This is a genomic window from Allobosea sp. 05T422_2 (assembly GCF_056396265.1).
This window is the reverse complement of the sequence record NZ_JBFTLD010000096.1, coordinates 1-21,772: the sequence shown is the minus strand read 5'-3', so window position 1 is coordinate 21,772 and position 21,772 is coordinate 1. Positions and strand designations below refer to the sequence as shown.

General features: G+C 64.8%; 18 protein-coding genes and 2 riboswitches. Of the genes, 10 read left to right on the top strand and 8 right to left on the bottom strand.

What is annotated here, in order from left to right:
• From AC1DJT_RS17740 to hflX, 4 genes are all read left to right on the top strand, one after another.
• Positions 1–1,095 (top strand): sensor histidine kinase (locus tag AC1DJT_RS17740; RefSeq protein WP_476834550.1); only part of this gene is annotated, 1,095 nt, incomplete at its 5' end.
• On the top strand, positions 1,092–2,459 hold the full coding sequence (gene ntrX, locus AC1DJT_RS17735) for a nitrogen assimilation response regulator NtrX (RefSeq protein WP_441491628.1): 1,368 nt from the start codon (positions 1,092–1,094) through the stop codon (positions 2,457–2,459). The genes AC1DJT_RS17740 and ntrX, both read left to right, overlap by 4 nt.
• Positions 2,460–2,671: 212 nt before the next feature.
• Positions 2,672–2,920, top strand: coding sequence for an RNA chaperone Hfq (gene hfq, locus AC1DJT_RS17730; RefSeq protein WP_069880868.1), 249 nt, complete (start codon positions 2,672–2,674; stop codon positions 2,918–2,920).
• Positions 2,921–2,924: 4 nt separating this feature from the next.
• A complete protein-coding gene (gene hflX, locus AC1DJT_RS17725; RefSeq protein ID WP_476832411.1) occupies positions 2,925–4,310 on the top strand; it encodes a GTPase HflX in 1,386 nt (461 codons plus the stop codon).
• 97 nt (positions 4,311–4,407) lie between these two features.
• On the opposite strand, the gene mazG is transcribed toward hflX, so the two are convergent.
• Positions 4,408–5,253, bottom strand: coding sequence for a nucleoside triphosphate pyrophosphohydrolase (gene mazG, locus AC1DJT_RS17720; protein WP_476834549.1), 846 nt, complete (start codon positions 5,251–5,253; stop codon positions 4,408–4,410).
• Positions 5,254–5,290: 37 nt separating this feature from the next.
• Between mazG and arfB the strand changes: the two genes are divergently transcribed.
• Both arfB and AC1DJT_RS17710 read left to right on the top strand, forming a co-directional pair.
• On the top strand, positions 5,291–5,710 hold the full coding sequence (gene arfB / locus AC1DJT_RS17715) for an alternative ribosome rescue aminoacyl-tRNA hydrolase ArfB (protein WP_043234302.1): 420 nt from the start codon (positions 5,291–5,293) through the stop codon (positions 5,708–5,710).
• Between the two features lie 94 nt (positions 5,711–5,804).
• Positions 5,805–6,269: a regulatory protein RecX gene (locus tag AC1DJT_RS17710; RefSeq protein ID WP_476834548.1), complete on the top strand. Its 465-nt coding sequence runs from the start codon at positions 5,805–5,807 to the stop codon at positions 6,267–6,269.
• A gap of 23 nt (positions 6,270–6,292) precedes the next feature.
• Here AC1DJT_RS17710 and AC1DJT_RS17705 read toward each other — a convergent pair whose 3' ends face one another.
• The gene (locus AC1DJT_RS17705; protein WP_476834547.1) at positions 6,293–7,273 is read right to left on the bottom strand and encodes a Bug family tripartite tricarboxylate transporter substrate binding protein; all 981 of its coding nucleotides are present in this window, start codon (positions 7,271–7,273) and stop codon (positions 6,293–6,295) included.
• Between the two features lie 182 nt (positions 7,274–7,455).
• Between AC1DJT_RS17705 and AC1DJT_RS17700 the strand changes: the two genes are divergently transcribed.
• The 4 genes from AC1DJT_RS17700 (at position 7,456) to AC1DJT_RS17685 (ending at position 13,269) form a co-directional block, all read left to right on the top strand.
• On the top strand, positions 7,456–7,950 hold the full coding sequence (locus tag AC1DJT_RS17700; RefSeq protein ID WP_441507817.1) for a class I SAM-dependent methyltransferase: 495 nt from the start codon (positions 7,456–7,458) through the stop codon (positions 7,948–7,950).
• A 63-nt stretch (positions 7,951–8,013) separates the two neighbouring features.
• Complete coding sequence (locus tag AC1DJT_RS17695) at positions 8,014–9,558, top strand: VOC family protein (RefSeq protein ID WP_476834546.1); 1,545 nt, start codon at positions 8,014–8,016, stop codon at positions 9,556–9,558.
• Between the two features lie 103 nt (positions 9,559–9,661).
• Positions 9,662–11,284: an ABC-F family ATP-binding cassette domain-containing protein gene (locus AC1DJT_RS17690; RefSeq protein WP_441507815.1), complete on the top strand. Its 1,623-nt coding sequence runs from the start codon at positions 9,662–9,664 to the stop codon at positions 11,282–11,284.
• A 179-nt stretch (positions 11,285–11,463) separates the two neighbouring features.
• Complete coding sequence (locus AC1DJT_RS17685) at positions 11,464–13,269, top strand: aminodeoxychorismate synthase component I (protein ID WP_476834545.1); 1,806 nt, start codon at positions 11,464–11,466, stop codon at positions 13,267–13,269.
• 11 nt (positions 13,270–13,280) lie between these two features.
• Here AC1DJT_RS17685 and AC1DJT_RS17680 read toward each other — a convergent pair whose 3' ends face one another.
• The 6 genes from AC1DJT_RS17680 to AC1DJT_RS17655 form a co-directional block, all read right to left on the bottom strand.
• A complete protein-coding gene (locus tag AC1DJT_RS17680; protein ID WP_441507813.1) occupies positions 13,281–13,946 on the bottom strand; it encodes a class I SAM-dependent methyltransferase in 666 nt (221 codons plus the stop codon).
• 12 nt (positions 13,947–13,958) lie between these two features.
• Positions 13,959–14,726, bottom strand: a complete 768-nt coding sequence (locus AC1DJT_RS17675; protein ID WP_441491620.1) for an ABC transporter ATP-binding protein — start codon at positions 14,724–14,726, stop codon at positions 13,959–13,961.
• Positions 14,723–15,748: a FecCD family ABC transporter permease gene (locus AC1DJT_RS17670; RefSeq protein WP_441507812.1), complete on the bottom strand. Its 1,026-nt coding sequence runs from the start codon at positions 15,746–15,748 to the stop codon at positions 14,723–14,725. Before AC1DJT_RS17670 ends, AC1DJT_RS17675 begins: the two co-directional genes overlap by 4 nt.
• A gap of 8 nt (positions 15,749–15,756) precedes the next feature.
• Positions 15,757–16,785 (bottom strand): ABC transporter substrate-binding protein, encoded by a 1,029-nt coding sequence (locus tag AC1DJT_RS17665; RefSeq protein WP_441491741.1) that lies wholly within the window; start codon positions 16,783–16,785, stop codon positions 15,757–15,759.
• Positions 16,786–17,061: 276 nt separating this feature from the next.
• Positions 17,062–17,271: riboswitch (cobalamin riboswitch) on the bottom strand.
• A 90-nt stretch (positions 17,272–17,361) separates the two neighbouring features.
• On the bottom strand, positions 17,362–18,489 hold the full coding sequence (locus AC1DJT_RS17660; RefSeq protein ID WP_441491619.1) for a ribonucleotide-diphosphate reductase subunit beta: 1,128 nt from the start codon (positions 18,487–18,489) through the stop codon (positions 17,362–17,364).
• A gap of 125 nt (positions 18,490–18,614) precedes the next feature.
• Positions 18,615–21,521 carry a ribonucleoside-diphosphate reductase subunit alpha gene (locus tag AC1DJT_RS17655; RefSeq protein WP_476834544.1) on the bottom strand — a complete coding sequence of 969 codons (2,907 nt, stop codon included), beginning with the start codon at positions 21,519–21,521 and terminating at the stop codon, positions 18,615–18,617.
• 118 nt (positions 21,522–21,639) lie between these two features.
• Positions 21,640–21,772, bottom strand: a riboswitch (cobalamin riboswitch). This riboswitch is flagged as partial in the annotation.

The window sequence follows — 21,772 nt, the reverse complement described above, 5'->3', positions numbered from 1 at the left end:
GGTGTATCCTCCGGCGTGCTCGGCCTCGATGCCGACGGCCACATCACCATCATGAACCGCTCGGCGGAGATACTGCTTGGCGCTGGCGGCCGCTTGCTGGGCGAGCCGATCGGTCAGGTCGCCCCCGAAATCGCAGGATTCGTTGCCGAAGCGCTGCATAATCGGCAGAGACAAAGCTCCGGTCAGATTGCGATCACGCGTGCCGGCCATGACCGCATGGTCAATGTCCGCGCCGTGCGTGAAGGCGAGGGAGCTGGCGCAGGTCTTGTCGTGACGCTGGATGACATAACCGATCTGGTCTCGGCGCAGCGCACGGCGGCTTGGGCCGACGTCGCACGGCGCATTGCCCATGAAATCAAGAATCCGCTGACACCAATCCAGCTCTCGGCCGAGCGCATCCGGCGCAAGTTCGGGCGCGTGATCGTCGACGACAAGGAGATCTTCGAGCAATGCACGGCGACGATCGTGCGCCAGGTCGAGGATATCCGGCGCATGGTCGACGAGTTCTCCTCCTTTGCGCGCATGCCGAAGCCCTCGTTGGAGCGTGAGGACATCGTCGAGACGGTGCGCCAGATCGTCTTCCTGATGCGTGTCGGCAATCCGGAGCTGACGCTGTCGGAGGATCTGCCGGCGGAGCCTGTTCTGGCGCAGTTCGACCGCCGGCTGATGTCCCAGGCGCTCACGAATGTCATCAAGAACGCCACCGAAGCGATCGAAGCCTTGCCGATGGACCAACGCGGCCCCGGCAGGATCGATGTCTCTTTCCAGCGTCGCGACGATGGCTTGATCATCGTCGACGTCATCGATAACGGCAAAGGCCTGCCCATCGATCAGCGCCAGAAGCTGCTAGAACCCTATATGACGACACGCGAGGGCGGCACCGGGCTCGGTCTCGCGATCGTCGGCAAGATCCTCGAGGACCATGGCGGGGGCATCGAACTGCTCGACCGACCGGACGTCCATGAAGGCGGACGCGGCGCGCGCGTCAGGCTCTGGTTCCCCGAAGCCGGGCCGGAGCAGCAACCCGATGATGCCGAAGCCGGTGGCAAGCCCGCCGATATCGCCATGAACAAGCAGAACGGAACTCAGGAATGAGCGCTGACATTCTGGTCGTAGACGACGAAGTCGACATCCGGGAACTGGTTTCCGGCCTGCTCGAGGACGAGGGCTACCGCACGCGCAAGGCGGGATCGGCGGACGAGGCTCTGGCGGCGATCGCGGCCCGCCGGCCGAACCTGGTCTTTCTCGACATCTGGCTGCAGGGCAGCCGGCTCGACGGCTTGCAGGTGCTCGACCTGATCAAGGAGAGTCATCCGGACCTTGCGGTGGTGATGATCTCCGGTCACGGCAACATCGAAACCGCGGTGTCCGCCATCAAGAGCGGTGCCTATGACTTCATCGAGAAGCCGTTCAAGGCCGACCGGCTGATCCTGGTCGCCGAGCGCGCGCTCGAAGCGTCGCGACTGCGGCGCGAAGTGCGCGAACTGAAGACGCGCTCGGTGCAGGCAAGCCGGATCGTCGGCAAGTCGACCGTCGTCAACCAGTTGCGCCAGACCATCGACCGCGTCGCGCCCACCAATGCGCGCGTGTTGATCACCGGCGAGCCCGGATGCGGCAAGGAGCTGGCCGCCCGGACCCTGCACGAGGCCTCCAGCCGGTCGACCGGCCCCTTCATCGTCATCAACGCAGCGACGATCACGCCGGAAACGATGGAGGAGGAGCTCTTTGGCGTCGAGGGCGGGGAGGGCCGCTCCCGCCGGGTCGGGGCGCTCGAGGAAGCTCATGGCGGTTCGCTCTATATCGACGAAATCGGCGACATGCCGCGAGAGACGCAGAACCGTATCCTGCGCGTTCTCGTCGATCAGAATTTTCAGCGCGTCGGCGGCGCGACGCGCGTCCATGTCGACGTCCGCATCATTTCATCGACCAGCCGCGATCTCGCCCAGTTGATCGCCGACGGGCGCTTCCGCGAGGATCTCTATCATCGGCTGAGCGTGGTGCCGGTGCGCGTGCCGTCACTCTCCGAGCGGCGCGAGGACGTGCCAGAACTGATCGAGTTCTTCATGGACCAGATCTCGGTCGCGACCGGCCTGCCGAAGCGCAGAATCGGCGGCGACGCGATGGCGGTTCTGCAGTCGCATGAATGGCCTGGTAACGTCCGCGAACTGCGCAACAATGTCGAACGGCTGATGATTCTGACCAAGGGGGATCCGAGCGCCGACATCACCATCGAGATGCTGCCCGCCGAGGTGGGCGCCATGGTGCCGACGACGCCGTCGGGGTCTGGCGGCGAACGCTTGATGAGCCTGCCACTGCGCGATGCGCGCGAGATTTTCGAGCGCGAGTATCTGATCGCACAGATCGCTCGCTTCTCCGGAAATATCTCACGCACGGCCGAATTTATCGGCATGGAGCGCTCAGCCCTGCACCGCAAGCTGAAGTCGCTCGGGGTCGGCTGACGGAGAGGCAGGCGCGATCTGCATGTGCGCCTGCGTCGAACGCAGGACTTTCTGCTGCGCACGCCTGTCGAACCACTTGCATTGCAGCATATGCACGCGGTCTAATGACCTATCGGTGTTCCGAAATGCCCCGGCGCTCGGCCGGACGCTGAACGGAACGAATTGGATCGCCAACGCAACCCGAAGCGCGATCCCAACAACAGGGGCTGAACATGGCCGCAGAGCGGGCTCAAAACCTTCAGGACACCTTCCTCAACCACGTCCGCAAGCAGAAAATTCCGCTGACGATTTTCCTCGTCAACGGCGTGAAGCTGCAGGGCGTCGTCACCTGGTTCGACAATTTCTGCGTGCTGCTCCGTCGCGACGGACATTCGCAGCTCGTCTACAAGCATGCCATCTCGACGATTATGCCCGGCCATCCGGTTCAGCTCTTCGAGCCTGAGGAAACGGACAAGGCCTGAGGCCGTGGCAGGGCGCTCGGGCACGGACGACGTACCGGCCGGGGTGAAGCCACTCGACGAGATCGAGCGCGACATCGCGGCCAATACCCGTGCCTTCGTCATCGGCCCTTACCTGCAGCGCCGCGGCGCGGCGGCGGATGCAAATCAACGCTCCTTCGCCGCGCGGCTGGACGAGGCGGTGGGACTTGCGGCTGCGATCGATCTTTTCGTGGTGGAGCCCATCTCTGCGCTGCTGACGGCGCTGAGACCGGCGACTTATCTGGGCAAGGGCAAGGTCGAAGAGATCGCCGAGCGCATCACCAACGAGGAGATCGGCCTCGTCGTGATGGATTGCGCGCTGTCGCCGGTGCAACAGCGCAATCTTGAAAAGGCCTGGGGCTGCAAGGTCATCGACCGAACCGGCCTGATCCTTGAGATCTTCGGACGGCGCGCCCGCACCAAGGAGGGCGCGCTGCAGGTCGAACTCGCCCACCTCAATTACCAGAAGAGCCGCCTGGTGCGGTCCTGGACCCACCTGGAACGCCAGCGTGGCGGCTTCGGCTTCCTTGGTGGTCCCGGCGAGACGCAGATCGAGGCCGACCGGCGCGTCATCCAGGAGCGGATGACCAAGATCGAGCGCGATCTCGATACAGTGAAACGTACTCGCTCACTGCATCGTGCCAGCCGGAAACGCGTGCCTTACCCGGTTGTTGCGCTGGTTGGCTACACCAACGCTGGAAAGTCGACGCTGTTCAATCGACTGACCTCGGCCGACGTCCTGGCCCAGGACATGCTGTTTGCGACGCTCGACCCGACCGCGCGCGCAATCAAGCTGCCGCATGGTGCCCGCATCATGCTCTCTGACACCGTCGGCTTCATCTCGGACCTGCCGACCCAGCTCATCGCGGCCTTCCGGGCCACGCTTGAGGATGCGATCGAAGCCGATGTGCTGCTGCATGTGCGCGACCTCGCTCATGACGATACGCAGGCCCAGGCTGCCGATGTGCAGGCCATCCTGAGGGACCTCGGCATCGATCCCGATGATGGACAGCGGGTCGTCGAGGTCTGGAACAAGGCCGACCTGCTTGTYGGAGACGAGCACGACCGGCAGCTTGCGCTGGCAGAGCTCAGGCCGGTTGCGTCACGCCCCGTCCTGGTTTCAGCTTTGACGGGCGAAGGCGTTGACCGCCTGACCGACGCGATCGAAACCCGCATCGCGCGCAGCCGGCCGGTCTACCGGCTCACGCTCGAGCCCGGCGACGGCAAGTCGCTTGCCTGGCTGCACAGCAATGGCGAGGTCCTCAGCCGCGAGGATGCGGAGGACGGCGCTCTCGCCTTGACCGTGCGGCTCCCGCCAGAGCGGGAAGGGGCGTTTGGGGCGCGTTTTCCCCAGGCAGAACGCCAAGGTTAGACCACCGGACCGGATATCACATCGGGTCTGGTGATCTGACCTTCCGTATTTGCATCGGCCTTGCCGAAAACCGCAATCCACCTTTCGGGCCGACGCTCTAGCCAGCGCCGGCCTTCGCCTTTTCCATCCGCTTTACCGCCTGCCAGAGCGCTTCCAGCTCGTCGAGCGTCGCATCCTTCGCATCCCGGCCCTCGGCGGCAAGGGCGTCTTCGATCCCCCGGAACCGGCGTTCGAACTTGATGTTGGCCGCGTTGAGGCACCCTTCGGGGTCGGMATCGACATGACGCGCCAGATTGGCAACGACGAAGAGCAGGTCTCCGATCTCCTCCCGGATGGCCTCCTTGCTGCCGCCGGCAAGGGCCTCCTCGATCTCCGCCGTTTCCTCGCGGATCTTGTCCAGAACGAGCCTGGCATCGTTCCAGTCGAATCCGACGGTCGAGGCCTTGGCCTGGAGCTTCCAGGCGCGGGTGAGAGCGGGCAATGTATGGGGAACGCCGGCGAGAACACCCCTGTCCTCGCTGGCCTCGGGCAGCCCGGAAGCGCGGTGGGCTGCGGCCTTGGCGGCCTTCTCCTGCGCCTTGATTCGGTGCCAGAGCGCCTTGACCTCGGCCGGCGAGAGGTCTCGCACATCGCCGAAGACATGCGGGTGGCGGCGGATCAGCTTGCTGGTGATCGCCTCGACCACATCGGGAAAGGAGAAGGAGCCCTCTTCCTCGGCCATGCGCGAATGGAAGACCACCTGCAGCAGCAGATCCCCGAGTTCGTCCTTGAGATCGATCTTGTCGCCGCGCGCGATCGCGTCGGCGACCTCATAGGCCTCCTCGACCGTATAAGGGGCGATCGAAGCAAAGTCCTGCTCCAGATCCCAGGGGCAGCCGGTGCCGGGCGTCCTTAGCGCCACCATGATTTGGATCAGCCGGGCAATATCGCGAGAGGGCTTCAACGCTGCAATTCTCCGGAGGTTGAGCTACCGTCCTCCCATGATTCAAGTCACCCCGTCCATTACCCTCGACGAGAGCGAGCTCGAGGAGAGTTTCGTGCGCTCCTCCGGGCCAGGAGGACAGCACGTCAACAAGGTATCGAGTGCAGTCCAGTTGAAGTTCGATGCGCGCCGATCTCCGTCCCTGCCGAATGATGTGGCGATCCGGCTGATGAAGATCGCGGGCAGCAGGCTGACGCAGGACGGCGTCATCGTCATCGTCGCCCAGGCGCAGAGGAGCCAGAAGCGCAATCGCGAGGAGGCGTTGGAGCGCCTGCTGGACATGATCCGCGAGGCCGCGGTCCGCCCCGAAACACGCCGGCCGACCAAGCCGACAAAGGCATCGAAGGAGCGCCGCCTGCAAAGCAAGGACCGGCGCTCATCAATCAAGTCGGCACGATCGAAACCTGGTCTGGACTAGAATGAGCAGTGCCAATGGGGCCGGCGCCCCGCACAGCGCCGGTCCGCGCAAACCGCCACGGCGGATCAGCGCCGATTATCTGCAGCGAGCGGCGATGCATTATCTTGAGCGCTACTCGGCCCCTGCCGGGCAGTTGCAGCGCGTCCTTCAACGCAAGGTGATGATGAGTTGCCGTCACCATGGCGACGAACCCCGATCCTTCGCCGCACTTATCGATGAAAYGGTGGCGCGCTGCGTTGCGGCAGGGCTGGTCGATGACAAGCGCTTTGCGGAAGGACGGGCGGCAACATTGCGCCGAAAGGGGCAGTCCGCCCGCGCCGTTGCCGCGCGACTTGCGGCCAAGGGCGTCGGACGCGAGCTGGTCGCGGAGGTGAGCCGCGCCACCGAGGATGAGGAACTGGCTGCGGCGCGGATCGCCGCCCGACGCAAGCGGCTTGGGCCCTGGAGCCGCAGGGACCGTGCCGAGAACCGCCAGAAGGATCTCGCGGCGCTCGCCCGGGCTGGCTTTACGATGACAATCGCCCGCGCCGTGATCGACGGCGCGGGCGACGAAGGCTGAACGCCATTTCCGGGAAGGGCGCTTCAGTCGAGCTTGATCTTGGCGTCTTCGACCACCTTGCCCCAGCGAGCCACTTCCGCTGTGACGAACTTGCCGAAATCGGCTCCGTAGATCGCAGGAATCGTGGAGCCGTTCTTCTTCCAGGCTTCGGTGATCATCGGAGCCTTCAGCGCCTTCTCGATCTCGCCGCGCATGCGCGTCACGATGTCGTCCGGCGTGTTCTTCGGCGCCCAGATGGCGTACCAGGTCGCGACCTCGTAGCCGTCAAGGCCGGCCTGCTTGGCGGTCGGCACGTCCGGAATGGCATCCGAGCGCGCCGGGGCGGCGACCGCCAGGGCACGCAGCGCACCGCTTTGCACCTGTGCGGCCGAGGAGCCAAGCCCATCGAACATCACATCGACCTGGCCAGCGACCAGATCCTGCATCGCGGGTCCGGCGCCGCGGTAGGGAACATGGGTCAGGTTGGTCTTGGTGACGAGCTTGAAGAGTTCACCTGCAAGATGGTGCGTCGTGCCGTTTCCGGCTGATGCGTAGTTGAGTTTGTCCGGATTTTTCCTGGCGTAGTCGATCAGCTCGGCCAGCGTCTTGGCCTGGACCTTGCCCGGATGGACGACRACGACCTGGGGCGGCTGGGCGATGACCCCAACCGGAACAAAATCGGTCTGGATATTGTAGTMGAGCTTCGGATAGAGCGCAGGCGCAATCGCATGATGCGCGGCCCCAACGAAGAAGGTGTAGCCATCCGGAGCCATCCGCGCCGCTGCCGAAGCGCCCACGGTGCCGCCGGCGCCACCACGATTGTCGATGATGATGMGCTGCCCGAGCTGCTGCTCGAGCTGGGCGGCGATCGGCCTGGCAAAGGCATCGGTGCCGCCGCCGGCCGGGAATGGCACGATGAAGGTGATGGGTTTCTGCGGCCAGGCCTGGGCCTGCGCCGGAGCAGTGGCCGCCACGCCGAAACCCCCGGATACCGCAAGCGCGATGAGCCAGCTAGACTTGATCATGAATGCTCGTCCTCCCTGAAACGAAACCAGGCTCTTGATGGCCATTGACGCGATGCCATTGCGGCATTCTGTATGCATCTAAATGGATTAGGGCATCGGCCGCAGCAAATGACAAGCAAGCCATTTGGCCGATGCGAAGCCCGCAATTGCGATTGCGCCGATGCCGGAGACAGACGCTTTTCATGAGCCGCCTCGACAGTTTTATCCGCCGCCTCGAAGCCCAGCGCCGCATCCTCGACTGGGCGGCAGAGTCCGTCACCAACCGCAATGGGCTCGTGCTCGAGCTTGGCCTCGGCAATGGCCGCACATACGATCATCTGCGCGAAATCCTGCCGAAGCGGGAGATCTATGCCTTCGACCGTGAGGCCACGGCCAATCCGCGTTCGATGCCTCCGGAGAGCGCGCTGGTGCTCGGCGACATGGCAAAGACGCTACCGGACTTCGTGGAGCGGCATGGCCGCAATGCCGCGCTGATCCATGTCGACGCCACAACAGGTGTGTCGGAACGCGACCGTATCCATCTGGCCTGGTTGCCGGAGCATGTTGCCGCACTCGCGCAGGACGATGCACTCATCATCAGCGGCTCCGATCTCGAGCATCCTGCACTGGTTGCCGTTTCGCTCCCCGATGGTATCCCGGAAGGGCGCTACTTCGCCTATCGCCGCGCGGCTCCGTAAAGCGCGCGCTTGCAAGCCTGAGCTTATCTTATGGCCGAGGCGGGACCTGTCTGAGGAGACGACATGACCGGAGGCATCCACCACCTCACGCTGATCACCCGCGATGCGCAGGCCAATGTCGATTTCTATGTCGGCTTCCTCGGCCTGCGCCTCGTCAAGCAGACCGGCGGCTACGAGGATGCGGAGCAACTCCACCTGTTCTACGGCGACCGCCTGGGTTCGCCTGGCTCGCTGGTCACCTTTCTCGTCTGGCAGGACGGCTCGCCAGGTCGGGTCGGACATGGGCAGGTGAGCGAGATCGCGCTGGCCGTGCCACCGGCGAGCATCGGCTTCTGGCTGACGCGGGCACTGACGCAGCGTGTGCCCACTGAGGGACCGAAGCAGGAATTCGGCGAGCCCGTCTTGCGTTTGCGCGACCCCGACGGGGTGATCGTGAAGCTCGTGGGTACGGATATGGCGGCCGMGGCGCCATGGCAGGCGCCCGGGATCGCACCCGAGGATGCGATCCGCCGGGTTCGCGGCGCAACCATCCTGTCTGAAACGCGGGAGGAAACGGCCGCCTTCGTCGCACGCTTCGGCTACCGGCCAGCCGCGGCCACGACCGCTGTTCAGCGCATGGTGTCCGATAGTGGCGATGTCCTCGATATCCGCGATGCCGGCGGGTTCTGGCCCGGAGCTCCAGGCACGGGCATCGCGGACCATGTCGCCTTCCGGGCGAGGGACGAGGCCGCAGTGAAGGCCATCGAAAGTTCTCTGGCACGCCTCAATTCCTCGGTCACCACGCTTCACGACAGAAAATACTTCACCTCTCTCTATGTCCGCGAACCCGGCGGCACCCTGATAGAACTGGCGAGCGACGGCCCGGGATTTACGGTCGACGAGCCCGAGGACAGGCTTGGAACCAGCCTGATGGTTCCTCCATCCGATGGCAGCCGGGCTTCCGAGATCCGTGTCGTGCTGCCGCAATTCTCCCTGCCGGGAGAACCGCGCATGACCTATCGCGATCTGCCCTTCGTGCACCGTTTCCATGTGCCCGCAACGACGGACGGCAGCACTCTCGTGCTGCTCCATGGCACCGGCGGCAACGAGGCGGATCTGATGCCGCTGGCGCACCGGATCGCGCCGGAAGCGACCTTGCTCGGCGTGCGTGGACGCAGCACTGAGGAGGACACAGCACGCTGGTTTCGCCGATCGTCGCCGACCGAATTCGACCAGGCCGATATTCGTGCCGAGGCCGCCGCCTTCGCGGCCTTCGTCGAGAGTGCGACAAAGGGTTACGGGCTGGATCCGGCACGCACGACTTATCTCGGCTATTCCAACGGCGCGAACTTCCTTGCCGCGATKATGCAGATCCATCCCGGCCTGATCCGCCGGGCCATCCTGCTGCGCGCGATGAATGTGCTCGAACTGCCGCAGGAGACCGATCTTGCGGAGGCGGATATCCTGATCCTGGCCGGGGCTTCCGATCCCTTTGGTGTGCATGCAGCGGAGCTGGAAGCGCGGCTGAGGCAAGCCGGCGCCCAGGTCGAGGCGCAAGTGATCGCAGCGGGACATGAGCTATCGGAGGCCGATGCGGCCGCCGCCAAGGTCTGGCTGGCGGCACGCTGAAGATCCTCGGCAAGAGCTGAATGAATTGCAGGCAAACCCTTCCGTGGGCGCGGCCCATGGCTTAAAGGCGCGGGACCTCCCTGAAATTTGGTCCCGTAGAAGCATGATTCGTCTCGAGAACATCGGCAAGCAGAACGGCAAGCAGATTGTCTTCATCGAGGCATCCGCAGCGCTCCAGAAGGGCGAGAAGGTCGGCCTTGTCGGCCCCAACGGCGCCGGCAAGACAACGCTCTTCCGCATGATCACGGGGCAGGAGGCGCCCGACGAGGGTCTCGTGGCCGTCGATCGCGGCGTGACCATCGGCTATTTCAGCCAGGACGTCGGCGACATGTCCGGCCGCAGCGCCGTCTCCGAGGTCATGGACGGGGCGGGCCCGGTCAGCGCCGTTGCGACCGAGCTGAAGGAGCTCGAGACCGCCATGGCCGATCCCGCCCGCGCGGACGAGATGGACGAGATCATCACGCGCTATGGCGAGGTCCAGGGGCGGTTCGAGGAGCTCGACGGCTACGCCATGGATGGGCGGGCGCGCGAGGTGCTCGCCGGCCTCGGATTCAGCCAGGAGATGATGGACGGCGATGTCGGTGCTCTCTCCGGAGGCTGGAAGATGCGCGTCGCGCTGGCCAGGATCCTGCTCATGCGCCCTGACGCCATGCTGCTCGACGAGCCGAGCAACCATCTCGACCTCGAGAGCCTGATCTGGCTCGAGGCCTTCCTGAAGGGCTATGATGGCGCACTGCTCATGACTTCGCATGACCGCGAGTTCATGAACCGGATCGTCGACAAGATCGTCGAGATCGATGGCGGGGCGCTGACGACCTATTCGGGCGATTACGAGTTCTACCAGCAGCAGCGCGCGCTCAGCGAGAAGCAGCAGCAGGCCCAGTTCGAGCGCCAGCAGGCGATGCTCGCCAAGGAGATCAACTTCATCGAGCGCTTCAAGGCACGCGCCTCGCATGCCGCGCAGGTGCAAAGCCGCGTGAAGAAACTGGAGAAGATCGACAGGGTCGAGCCCCCCAAGCGCCGCCAGACAGTCCAGTTCGAATTCCTGCCCGCACCGCGCTCCGGCGAGGACGTGGTCACCCTGAAGAACGTGCACAAGCGCTACGGCAGCCGCAGCATCTATGACGGGCTCGATTTCCAGGTGCGCCGCAAGGAGCGCTGGTGCGTGATGGGCATCAACGGCGCCGGCAAATCGACGCTGTTGAAGCTGGTGACAGGGGCCACCGAGCCGGACGACGGCACGGTCGCGCTGGGCGGCACCATCAAGCTGGGTTACTTCGCCCAGCACGCCATGGAGGTGCTGAACGGTGACGCCACCGTGTTCCAGTCGCTCGAAGACTCGTTTCCCCAGGCGGGGCAGGGCTCGCTGCGAGCACTGGCCGGCTGTTTCGGCTTTTCCGGCGACGATGTCGAGAAGCGGTGCAGGGTGTTGTCCGGTGGCGAGAAGGCCCGGCTGGTGATGGCGAAGATGCTCTACGATCCGCCGAACTTCCTGGTGCTGGACGAGCCCACCAACCACCTGGATATCGCGACGAAGGAGATGCTCATCACGGCCTTGGCGCAATACGAGGGGACCATGCTGTTCGTCTCGCACGACCGCCATTTCCTCGCCGCACTGTCCAACCGCGTTCTCGAACTGACCCCCGAGGGCGTTCACACCTATGGTGGCGGCTATACGGAATACGTCGCGAGCACGGGCCAGGAGGCTCCCGGCCTGCGGAGCTGAGCTGGCAGCGGAGCTCCCTGGCCATCGCTCGCCGAGCATTCGGCTCGGCTCTCGTCGGGCTCACGGCGGGGCGCGATCGGGCCTACAATTCCAGGCTGCCATCGGAGCGAGGCATCGCCACGATCCACGAAGCCGCTTCGAGCGCAGCCTCTATACTCCAATCAGAAACCACGCCGCCGATGCCGCCTACCATCGACACCATGCTCACGACGCGGCGCCCGTTCGTACTGCTGGAGGACCGGCTCGCGGCAGCCGCGTCGGCCCAGCTCTACTGTGAGCCGGTCGAGGTCGTTCGATGCGACCATACCGAGGAGATCTCGTCTGCGCTCGGTAGAATCGAAGACGGCCTGTCCCGGGGGCTGCATGCCGCCGGCTTCCTGAGCTACGAGCTGGGATACGCCTTCGAGCCACGCCTCGTCGCGTCGATGCCGCAGGCGAGGGCGCTTCCCCTGCTGTGGTTCGGGCTGTTTCGGGCGCCGCTGCAGCTCCCTGCCGCGCAGCTGGACCAAGCCTTTGGAGCACTGGGACCYCCGCCGCCGCTCGGCACTGTTCGTCCGCAKCTCGATGCACCAGCGCACGCGGCCAAGATCCAGCGTGTCCTGGACTATCTTCACGCCGGCGACGCCTACCAGATCAACCTGACCTTTCCGATCGCCTTTCGCTACGACGGCGATCCCCTCGCGCTCTATGCCGCCTTGCGGTCGAGCCAGCCCGTGGCGCATGGCGGTATCGTTACCATCGACGATGCGAGCATCCTGTCGGTTTCGCCGGAGCTCTTTCTTGAGGTCGAATCGGGGCGTGCGACGACGCGCCCGATGAAGGGAACAGCACCGCGACGCGACGGACCGGCAGCGGAGCACGCCGCTATGGAAGAGTTGCAGGCCGACCCCAAGCAACGCGCCGAGAACCTGATGATCGTCGACCTGCTGCGCAACGATCTCGGACGGATCAGCGCCATGGGGTCGGTCGAAGTGCCAAGCCTCTTCCAGGTCGAGACCTATCCGACATTTCACACGCTGAYGTCGACGGTGACATCCAGGTTGCGTCCCGGCCTCTCGCTCGAAGACCTGCTGCGGGCTGTCTTCCCCTGCGGCTCGATCACCGGTGCGCCGAAGCTGCGTGCGATGGAGATCATCCGCGAACTCGAGGACGGCGCGCGCGATCTCTATACCGGTTCGATCGGGCAAATCTCGCCCGATGGCGATCTTCGCTTCAATGTCGCAATCCGCACGGCAACGATCTTTCCGGGCGGTGCCGGCCGCTATGGCGTTGGCGGCGGCATCGTCACGGATTCGCGTGCTGCGGACGAGTATTCCGAATGCCTGCTCAAGGCCCGTGTCCTGACCGACCTGGCCGAGGAATACGGACTGATCGAAACGCTGGGCTGGTCGCAAGAAACCGGTTTTGCACGGCTGCCCCTGCATCTCGACCGCCTCGACCGTTCGGCAAGGGCGCTCGGCTTCCGCTTCGACCGCGACGAGGCGGAAACGCGTCTTGCTGCGCTGGTCGAGACCTTTGCGCCGCAAGGGCTGCGCCGTATCCGCCTCGAACTCCGTCGCAACGGCGTGCTCGGTATCGCCGCACCAGTGCTCGCTGCCGAGCCGGACCGGCCTCTCGAGGTCGTCCTCGCCGCCGCAAGGGCCGATGCAGGCGACCCATTCCTGCGGTACAAAACAACGCGCCGTCGTATCTACGAGACCGCATTTGCGGCAGCCGTCGATTGCGGGGCCGATGAAGCCGTCTTCCAGAACCGCGCAGGCTTTGTTACCGAAGCAACGCGCAGCAACATCTTCGTCGAGCGGGACGGAATCCTGCTCACACCGCCCCTGTCCGATGGTGTMTTGCCGGGCGTGCTGCGCCAGACCCTGATCGAGAGCGGACGGGCCGTTGAGCGGCAACTGCGCCCGGGAGATCTCGCTCGGGCCGGGCACTGGTTCCTGGGCAATAGCCTGCGCGGCTTGAGGCCCGCTCGATTGATGAGCTGAAGCCTGCGCGGCTAGCCAGCGAGTGAGCGGGCAGTCAGGACGAATACGGGGACATTTCCCGGGTAGGGAGAAGCGGGGAACAGGTGCTGCCAGCATCTGACCCCGGAGAACCCAGCTTGCGCGAGCAGGTCCTGTGCTGCGGCTTCCGTCAAGCCATCATGCAGGGGTAGGCGTGCGGCAAGCTCCTCTGGATAGGTGGAACGATATTCAGGAGCCACCGACCACAACCCGTCGGACACGAGCACGAGACCGCCCGGCCGCAGAATGCGGTGGGCCTGCAGCAACCCTTCAATGGGGCGCTCGAGCGTCCAGAGGACATTGCGGAGCGTGACGATATCGGCCGACGCATCGGTAATCTCGGCCGCTTCGATCGTGGCGTCCTGAAACGCAATGCCGAGGCCGGCTTGCCGAGCCGCCGCACGGGCGACCGCCAGCATGTTCGCAGACCCGTCGCAGGCGCGGACGCGATGCCCCAGCGACGCGGCGAGGAGGGCGCAAGCGCCCGTCCCGGTCCCGAGATCGACAACGTCCTTGGGGCCATCCGCCTGGAAGGCGGCCTCAAGCACGGCCCGCCAGAGCTCGCTCTGGGCGACATGGGAGGCAGCACCATCAAATTTGGGGGCACGGGCGTTCCAGTAGTCGGTGACGCCGGCCCCAACGCTTCGCTGCATCGTCATGACTTTCCCGCCTCAAAAGGGTTCGATCAGATACTCGATATGCCTTCGGCCCGATGCGGCGCGGCGGATGGAGACCGCGACACCGAAGACATGCTGGATCAGCGCTTCGGTCATCACGGTTTCCGGCGTCCCGGCATCGACCAGCTTGCCCTCATGCAGCACGGCGATCTCGTCGCAGAAAAGCGATGCCAGGTTGAGATCATGCAAGGCCATGATGCAGGTGATACCCAGGCGCCTGATCAGGGTCAGGATCGAGAGCTGGTGCTGGATATCGAGATGGTTGGTCGGCTCGTCGAGGATAAGTTCACTCGGCATTTGCGCGAGTGCGCGCGCGATGTGGACGCGCTGGCGCTCTCCGCCCGATAGCGTATGCCAGAACTGGTCATGTCGATCGGCCATATCGACGCGTGCCAGCGCGGCCTCGACCGCGTCTTCGTCGGCCGCTGTCCAGGACGCGAGTGCGCCGCGATGCGGGGTCCGTCCGAGTCTGACGACGTCGCACACAGAGAGCTGGATTTCAGTCGTCGCCTGCTGCTCGACAAAGGCCAGGCGCCGGGCGAGGTCGTGCCGCGACAAGGTGCCGATCTCGCGGTCGTCCAGCGTCACCACGCCGCTTGCGACCTTGCGCAGGCGGCACAGCAGCCTCAACAGGCTCGACTTTCCCGAACCGTTGGGGCCGATGAGACCGAGGATCTTTCCCGGTTCGGCGTGCAGCGTCACGCCGTCCACGATCACGCGCCCTCCGGCGCTCCAACGGACGTCGCGCGCGGCCAGCGTCATGCCGGTCGCCTCGCGCGATAGAGTATGAAGGCGAAGGCCGGGGCGCCGAACAGCGCCGTCACGACGCCGATCGGCAGAATCTGCTGCGGCACCAGCGTCCGCGACAGGATGTCGGCAAGAATCATGAAGATTGCACCGATGATCAGGCATGCCGGGAGCAGCCGGGCATGGGCTGGGCCCGTCAGGAAGCGCGCGGCGTGGGGTATGACGAGACCGACGAACCCGATCGTGCCGACGATACTGACCATGGTCGCTGTCATGACGGCCGTCGTCACGAACAGCACGATGCGCACGCGGGTCACCGCCACGCCCAACGCGGCCGCGGCATCCGCGCCGAAGGCGAACGCATCGAGCGCCTTCGTATGAAAGATGCAGACAGCGAAGCCCGCGAAGGCCACTGGCGTAGCGAGCCAGACATCGGGCCAGCGCACCCCCCCGAAATTACCGAGAAGCCAGAACATCACGCCGCGGGCCTGTTCGGCACTGGCCAGCGTGGTGACGATCGTCGCGGTCGCCGCATTGAACAGCTGCGATCCGGCGACGCCTGCGAGGATCACGCGGTCGGTCGCGCCACCGGCCCCTGCGGCGAGCAAGGCAACGATGACGAGCGCAGCAATGGCGCCGAGGAAGGCACCGCCAGATATGCTGAGCGCAGCACCGCCGAAGCCCAGGATCATCACCGCGACCGCACCCGTCGAGGCTCCGGCCGAGATACCGAGGATATAGGGCTCTGCGAGCGGATTGCGCAGCAGCGCCTGCAGGATTGCCCCCGAAAGCGCGAGCGCTCCTCCGCAGAGGGCCGCCACCACAGCCCGGCTCAACCGGTAGTCGAAGATGACGCCCTGCTGGATCGCGCTCACGGGGTAGTCGAGATCGAACAACCCGTTGCCCAGGGCCCTGAAGACCGTGGCAAGCGGGATCGACATTTCGCCGATCGTCACGGCGAGCGCGATCGCGAGTATCAGCAGGACGAAGGCGAGGATCGCTACTGCGCCCCTCGCCAACCAGTTGGGCCGAACCACTCCATGGCTCACTTGGTGAGGCCGAAGCTCTTGATGCCGTTGGCCAGCGCCTCGATGCCGTCGATCGTATCAAGCCCGGCCCTGGTCGCGCCGACATCCATGATCACGATCCGCTGCTGCCGACTGGCGTCGAGCTTGCTCGCAACCGCGTCGGTCTTGAGGAAGTCGAGCTTGAGATTGATGTCATCTGCTGGGAAACGCCGGCGATCCATCTTGACCACGACGATGACGGCAGGGTTGGCGGAAGCGACGGTCTCCCAACCGACCAGCGGCCATTCCTCGTTGGTGGTGATGACGTTCCGGGCGCCGAGCTTCGACAGGATATAGGCAGGCACGCCATTCTTGCCGGCCAGGAAGGCGTCGCCCTTGATGTCCTTGCTGGAGAACCAGACCACGACGGGGACATCCTGCGGCTTGATACCGGCCACAGAAGCGACCGCCTTGTCCTCGCGGGCCTTCAATTCGGCGACCAGCGCCTCGGCGCGATCGGAGACGTCGAAGATCTGCCCGAACTCGCGAATATTGCGGTAGACGAGATCCATCGTGAACATCTGCGTGCGGACGCCGTCGCCCGGCCCGGAATTGTCCTTTCCGACGCAGTCGGTGGGCGAGACATAGGTCGGCACCTTCAGCTTCGCAAACTGGTCGCGCTTGCCGACGATGCCGTTGGGGCCGATATGCCATTCGAACATCGCAGTCACGAGGTCGGGTTCCTGGGCGACGACGGCCTCGAAACTCGGATCGTTGTCGGCAAGCCGCTTCACCTTGGCGTTGACCGCCTCATAGGGCTTCGCGACAGGGCTGAACCACACGGCTGTGCCCACGACCTTGTCGCCGAGCCCGAGCGCGTAGAGGATCTCGGTCTGCGTCTGTCCGACCGCCACGACGCGCTTTGGCGCCTGGTTGAACGTTATCGTCTCCCGGCAATTCTCMAGCGTCAGCGGATACTGCGTCGGCGCGGCCAAGGCCGCTCCGGACATCGACATGCCGATGGCTGCGACGAACGAAAGGCAAGAAAGGCGTGCGGCGCTGCGCATTGAAGTCTCCGATAGCGTCGAGCGACGGCATGCGTCGCGAGGCTCGAGGGCCTCGCACGGCCGATCCTGTAATGCAACAATATTACAATTTTGATAGACTGCTCGACGAGTCTGCGTCAAGCGCTCTGCCGCGGCTGCGACCGCGTGGTTCGGCATCATGGACATGGAATTCATCGCTCCCCGAGATGACGAGCCGGGAGCTTGAGCGGATCGGTTCGGGGGTGCGGGTCTACGACCTGCCGCCGACGCAAATCCCCCCGGACACCCCGCCCGAAAGACGCTTCTGCGATCAGGGCAGGTCTCCTGGCTCGCGGGTCAGCGCTGGCTTCGCCCGGCCTTCCCGGCGTGAGAGCGCCAGTGGACGTTGGGAGAAGAGCTCGCCGCTTACAGTTGCGGGGGCAGCCTCGGATTCGGCGCAGGGCGCCTCACCGAATTCCCTCTTAGCTTCGGGCCTGGACCCGAGGAACCTTGATCGCGGCCGACCATAGAGGGGCCCAAGGCGGCGTCAAGCCGCAGGCACCGACCACACCGCCTGCTGATGGAGCCCTGCAGCGAGACGGCTCCATCCTTCTCAGCTCACTCCCAGCTCAGAGCGCCGCCGTTCTGGTATTCGATGACGCGGGTCTCGAAGAAGTTCTTCTCCTTCTTCAGGTCCATCGCCTCGCTCATCCAGGGGAACGGGTTTTCCGTTTCCGCGAAGACCGGCGCGAGGCCGAGCTGCGCGCAACGGCGGTTGGCGATGAAATGCATGTACTGCTCGCAGAGCGCAGCATTCAGGCCGAGGAAGCCGCGCGGCATGGTGTCCCGGCCATAGGCGGCCTCGAGTTCGGCAGCGTCGCGGATCATGCCGCGCAGCTCGTCCTGGAAGGCCTTGGTCCAGAGATGCGGGTTTTCGATCTTGATCTGGTTGATCACGTCGATGCCAAAATTCAGGTGAATGCTCTCGTCGCGCAGGATGTACTGGTACTGCTCGGCGATGCCGACCATCTTGTTGCGTCGGCCGAGCGACAGGATCTGGGCGAAGCCGGTATAGAACCACATGCCCTCGAAGATCACGTAGAAGGCGACGAGGTCGCGCAGGAAGGCCTGATCGGCCTCGGGCGTGCCGGTCTCGAAATCGGGATCGTCGAGATGCTGGGTGTGCTTCAGGGCCCAGGCCGCTTTGTCGGTGATCGAAGGCACCTCGCGATACATGTTGAAGAGTTCGCCCTCGTCGAGGCCGAGACTCTCGACGATGTACTGGAAGGTGTGGGTGTGCACCGCCTCCTCGAAAGCCTGGCGCAGCAGGTACTGCCGGCATTCCGGATTGGTGAGATGACGGTAGATCGCGAGCACGATGTTGTTGGCGACGAGGCTTTCCGAGGCCGCGAAGAAGCCGAGATTGCGCTTGATCGTGCGGCGCTCGTCCTCGGTCAGCCCGTCCTTCGACTTCCACAGAGCGATATCGGCCTGCATCGAGACCTCTGTCGGCATCCAGTGATTGTTGCAGCCGGCGAGGTATTTCTCCCAGGCCCATTTGTACTTGAGCGGCAGGAGCTGGTTCACATCGGCGCGGCAGTTGATCATCCGCTTCTCGTCGACGCTGACGCGGCCGCCGGAGCGATCGATCTCGCCGAGGCCGGTGGCATCKGCAGAGGTTCCGCCGGGCGCGGCCGGATTGAGATCGAGGGCGGTGGCAGGCTTGCTGTCTGACCAGTCGAGCATGATGAATATCCAATCGGGTCTGAATGTCATGGCCGGGTCTGACCCGGCCGTCCGTATCGTTCGCTATCGGGCAGGGCCGGGCATCCATGCGCGCCGCGAAGGCGAGCGTGGATGCCGCCGCCGCCTCACTGGCAGGCTTCGCAGGTCGGATCGTCGATCGAGCAGGCGTTCGGCACGGCCATGCCATTGTCGAGCGGGATGTCGACGAGGATCGGCTTGGACGCGACGGGGACCGTTGCCGACACCGCGTTGAGCTTGCCGTCAGTGCCCTTCAGCGTCGACTTCTCGACATGGGTCGCCGAGAGCGCGCGCAGGTAATAGGTCGTCTTCAGGCCGAGCCGCCAGGCGAGGCGATAGGCCTCGTCGAGCTTCCTGCCGGAAGGCTGCGCCATGTAGAGATTGAGCGACTGGCCCTGGTCGATCCATTTCTGACGGCGTGCGGCGGCGCGGATCAGCCAGCTTGTCTCGATCTCGAAGGAGGTTGCGTAGAGCGCCTTGAGATCGTCGGGGACGCGGTCGATCTGACTGACCTTTCCGTCGTAGTATTTCAGGTCCGAGACCATGACCTCGTCCCAGAGATCGCGCGCCTTGAGATCGCGGACGAGGTCGGCATTCACGACCGTGAAGTCGCCCGACATGTTCGCCTTGACGTAGAGCTGGCTATAGGACGGCTCGATCGACTGCGAGACACCGACGATGTTGGAGATCGTTGCGGTAGGGGCGATCGCCATGCAGTTCGAGTTGCGCATGCCGGTGGTCTTCACCCGCTCGCGCAGGCTGTCCCAGTCCAGCGTCGTCGAACGATCGAGTTCGACATCGCCGTCGCGGGCCTCCGAGAGGATGTCGAGCGAGTCGATCGGCAGGATGCCCTTCGACCAGAGCGAGCCTTCGAAGCTCGGGTAGCGACCGCGCTCGGCGGCAAGATCGACCGAGGCCGAGATCGCAAACCAGCTGATCGCCTCCATCGAGGTGTCGGCGAAGGCTACGGCACCCTCGGACGCCGCGGGCAGGCGCAAGGTCTGCAGCGCATCCTGGAAGCCCATGATGCCGAGGCCGACCGGGCGGTGGCGCAGGTTCGAGCGGCGTGCCTCGGGGATCGTGTAGAAATTGATGTCGATGACGTTGTCGAGCATCCGCATCGCGGTCGCGACCGTCTTGCCGAGCCTGGCCCGGTCGAGCCCGCCCGCCGTCACATGGGCCGCGAGGTTGATCGAGCCCAGATTGCAGACGGCGACCTCGTCGGCCGAGGTGTTCAGCGTGATCTCGGTGCACAGGTTCGAGGAATGCACCACGCCGGCATGCTGCTGCGGCGAGCGCAGGTTGCAGGCATCCTTGAAGGTCATCCAGGGATGGCCGGTTTCGAACAGCATGGTCAGCATCTTGCGCCAGAGATCGAGCGCGTTGAGGCGCTTGAACACCTTGATCTCGCCGCGCTCGGCCTTGGCTTCATAGGCCTCATAGGCCGCCTTGAACGGCTTGCCGTAGAGATCGTGAAGGTCGGGCGTCTCGTCGGGCGAGAACAGCGTCCACTGGCCTCCGGCGGCGACGCGCTGCATGAACAGGTCGGGTATCCAGTTCGCCGTGTTCATATCATGGGTAYGGCGGCGGTCGTCGCCGGTGTTCTTGCGCAGATCGAGGAACTCCTCGATGTCGACATGCCAGGTTTCGAGATAGGCGCAGACCGCGCCCTTGCGCTTGCCACCCTGGTTGACGGCGATCGCGGTGTCGTTGGCGACCTTGAGGAACGGCACGATGCCCTGGCTCTCGCCATTGGTGCCCTTGATATGAGCGCCAAGGCCACGCACAGGCGTCCAGTCATTGCCCAGCCCGCCGGAATATTTGGCCAGCAGGGCGTTGTCCTTCACCGCTTTGAAGATGCCGTCGAGATCGTCCGGCACCGTGGTCAGGAAGCAGGAGGAGAGCTGCGGCCTGAGGGTTCCTGCGTTGAACAGGGTCGGCGTCGAGGCCATGAAGTCGAAGGAGGAGAGCAGGTCGTAGAAGGCGATCGCCCGGGCCTCGCGGTCGATCTCGCGGATCGCCAAACACATCGCGACACGCATGAAGAAGGCCTGCGGCAGCTCGAAGCGATTGCCTCGGACATGCAGTAAATAGCGGTCATAGAGCGTCTGGAAGCCGAGATAATCGAACTGGAGGTCGCGCTCCGGCTTGAGCGCAGCCGCAAGGCGGGCGAGATCGAAGCGTCCAAGCTCGGGATCGAGCAGCTCGTTGGCGATGCCGGTCTTCACATAGGCGTGGAGATAGTCGCCGTAACGTACTGACATTTCTGCATGAGTCGCCTGTTCCGGACGACCGGAGACGAAGCTCAGCGCCTCGCGGCGGAGCTTGTCGAGCAGGAGGCGAGCCGAGACCTTGGAATAGTTCGGTTCGGTCTCGACCAGGGTGCGCGCAGCCAGGATCGGCGCCTGCGCCAGCTCATCCTGACTGATGCCGTCATAGAGGTTGCGCTGCGCTTCGCTCAGCACGGCTTCAGCCGAGACGCCGTCGAGCCCGGCGCAGGCTTCGCGAATGACCGTGGCGAGGCGAGCCCCATCGAGCGGCACGAGCGCGCCGTCGGCTGCCTTCATGCGCAGCACCGGCGCGGAGGCGACCACAGGCTTCGCTTCCGCCTTGGCGCGGGCCCGTTCCTGGGCTCGTTCCTCGCGGTAGAGCACATAGGCGCGGGCGACCTTGTGGTGTTCGCTGCGCATCAGCGCGAGTTCGACCTGATCCTGCACATCCTCGATATGGAAGGTACGGCCGGCATCGGCGCGCCGCGTCAGCCCGGCGACGATCTGCTGGGTCAACTCCGCGACGATGTCGTGGATTCGGCGCGAGGCAGCRGCGCTGCTGCCCTCGACCGCCAGAAAGGCCTTGGTCAGAGCGACGCTGATCTTGGAGGCGTCGAACGGGGTGACGCTGCCGTTGCGGCGGATCACCTGGTAGCCCGGTTCCGCGGTCGATCGCGCATCGCTGCCTTGCGACGCGATCGGGCTGAACGTCTCAGGGCGGATGGTATCGGTCGCGAGGGACATCGGCTTTCAAACCCCAATCTGTAGGGGGCAAAGGCCAGGCGGAGTCGCAACGGAGAATGTCGCAGCGACGAGCGCCCGCAGACATGACCAAGCGATCCACCGGGACACCCCGCCCGAGGACGATTCTGCTGTCGCGGCAGGTCTCCTGGCTCGCGGGTCATCGCTCTTGTCCCGTCTTCCCAAGGCCTGGCGGCCTCAGTGACTGATAGTCTGGACAAGTACTCGCCGCTGACAGTTGCGGGGGCAGCGCC

What these genes read in the sequence shown, in the direction of transcription:
- ntrX (WP_441491628.1), top strand. Translation starts at nt 1,092, where the DNA reads ATGAGCGCTGACATTCTGGTCGTAGACGACGAAGTCGACATCCGGGAA.
- hfq (WP_069880868.1), top strand. Translation starts at nt 2,672, where the DNA reads ATGGCCGCAGAGCGGGCTCAAAACCTTCAGGACACCTTCCTCAACCAC.
- arfB (WP_043234302.1), top strand. Translation starts at nt 5,291, where the DNA reads ATGATTCAAGTCACCCCGTCCATTACCCTCGACGAGAGCGAGCTCGAG.
- AC1DJT_RS17700 (WP_441507817.1), top strand. Translation starts at nt 7,456, where the DNA reads ATGAGCCGCCTCGACAGTTTTATCCGCCGCCTCGAAGCCCAGCGCCGC.
- AC1DJT_RS17690 (WP_441507815.1), top strand. Translation starts at nt 9,662, where the DNA reads ATGATTCGTCTCGAGAACATCGGCAAGCAGAACGGCAAGCAGATTGTC.
- AC1DJT_RS17680 (WP_441507813.1), bottom strand. Translation starts at nt 13,946, where the DNA reads ATGACGATGCAGCGAAGCGTTGGGGCCGGCGTCACCGACTACTGGAAC.
- AC1DJT_RS17675 (WP_441491620.1), bottom strand. Translation starts at nt 14,726, where the DNA reads ATGACGCTGGCCGCGCGCGACGTCCGTTGGAGCGCCGGAGGGCGCGTG.